The sequence below is a fragment of the Frankia sp. AiPs1 genome (genome assembly GCF_023716945.1).
Taxonomy (GTDB): Bacteria; Actinomycetota; Actinomycetes; order Frankiales; family Frankiaceae; genus Frankia.
This window is the reverse complement of sequence record NZ_JAMQQF010000924.1, coordinates 1-1462: the sequence shown is the minus strand read 5'-3', so window position 1 is coordinate 1462 and position 1462 is coordinate 1. Positions and strand designations below refer to the sequence as shown.

Below are 1462 nucleotides of genomic sequence, written 5' to 3'. Positions count from 1 at the left end.
GCCCGGCACCTGCGGGCAGGGTCCGGCGGCCACGCCCGGCGGGGATCGGGTGCGGCCGCGTGGCCGCCGGCGACAGAAACGGCCCGGTGTCCGTCAGCGACAGAAGCGGGCCGGTGGCCGTCGGCAACGGAAGCGGCCACCTGGCCGCCGGCGACAGAGGCGGCCGGATGGCCGCCGGCAACGGGGGCGGGCGGCCGGGACGCCGCCCGACGAGACGACAGGCGGTCACCTTGAAGATCGTGCAGACGGCGAACTTCGTCGCGCCGGCCTCCGGCGGCATCCGGACGACGCTGCGCCACCTCGCCGCGGGCTACACGGCGGCCGGTCACGAGGTCGTCCAGATCGTGCCCGGGGAGACCGACGAAGTCGAGGAGCGCCCCGATGCGCTGGTGCTGCGGGTCCGGGCCCCCCGCCTGCCCGGCACCGGCTACCGGGTCATCACCCAGCCGTGGCGGGTGGCGGCCCTGCTCGACCGGGTGCAGCCCGACCGGCTGGAGGTCCACGACCGGGCGACCCTGCGTCCGCTGGGCGGGTGGGCGCGCCGACGCGGCGTGCCGTCTGTGGTCGTCAGCCACGAACGGCTCGACCGGCTGCTCGGCACCTGGACGCCGCCGGCGCTGCGGGGCGTGCTGCCGGTGACGGCGGCGGCGGACCGGGCGAACGCCTCGCTCGCCGCCGGGTTCGACACCGTCGTCACGACGACGGCCTGGGCCGCGGCCGAGTTCGTCCGGCTCGGCACGCCGAATCTGTGCCACGTCCCGCTCGGCGTCGAACTCGACCGGTTCCACTCCGACCATCGCGACCGCACGCTGCGCCGGGCGTTCGCCCGAGACCGGGAGGCGCTGCTGGTCGTGGCCAGCCGGCTGGCAGCGGAGAAGCGGGTGGACATCGCCGTCGACGCCGTCGCCGAGCTCGTCCGCCGGCGGGTTCCGGTCCGCCTGGTGATCGCCGGCGATGGCGCGCACCGCGGCCGGTTGGAACGGCGGGCCGCCGGGCTGCCCGTGTCCTTCCTCGGCTTCGTCGCCGACCGCGAACGGCTCGCCGGCCTGCTCGCCAGCGCCGACCTCGCGCTCGCCCCGGGCCCGGTGGAGACGTTCGGGCTGGCCGCCCTGGAGGCCCTCGCCAGCGGCACGCCGGTGGTGGTCAACCATGCCAGCGCGCTGGCCGAGCTGGTGGTGCCCGGGGTCGGAGCTATCGCCGCCGGCAGCGGGTTCACGTTCGCCGACGCGGTCGTCGACCTGCTGTCGGCGCCGCCGGCCGGGCAGGCGGAGCGACGCGCCGCGGCGCGGGCCCGGGCCGAGCAGTTCACCTGGTCGGCCACGGTCACCGGCTTCCTCACCTGCCACACCGAGCCGCCGCAGGCAAGCCCGGCCCCACCGACCCGAGGGGCCCCACCGACCCGAGGGGCCCGACCCGCACGAGCCCCAGCAGCGCAATCCACCCAAGCGGCCCAGGCGAACAC

General features: G+C 77.3%; 1 protein-coding gene. It reads left to right on the top strand.

Features of this window, described 5'->3' with window-relative positions:
• Positions 1-230 precede the first annotated feature (230 nt).
• Positions 231-1462 (top strand): glycosyltransferase (locus tag ND748_RS31910; protein ID WP_251749997.1); only part of this gene is annotated, 1232 nt, incomplete at its 3' end.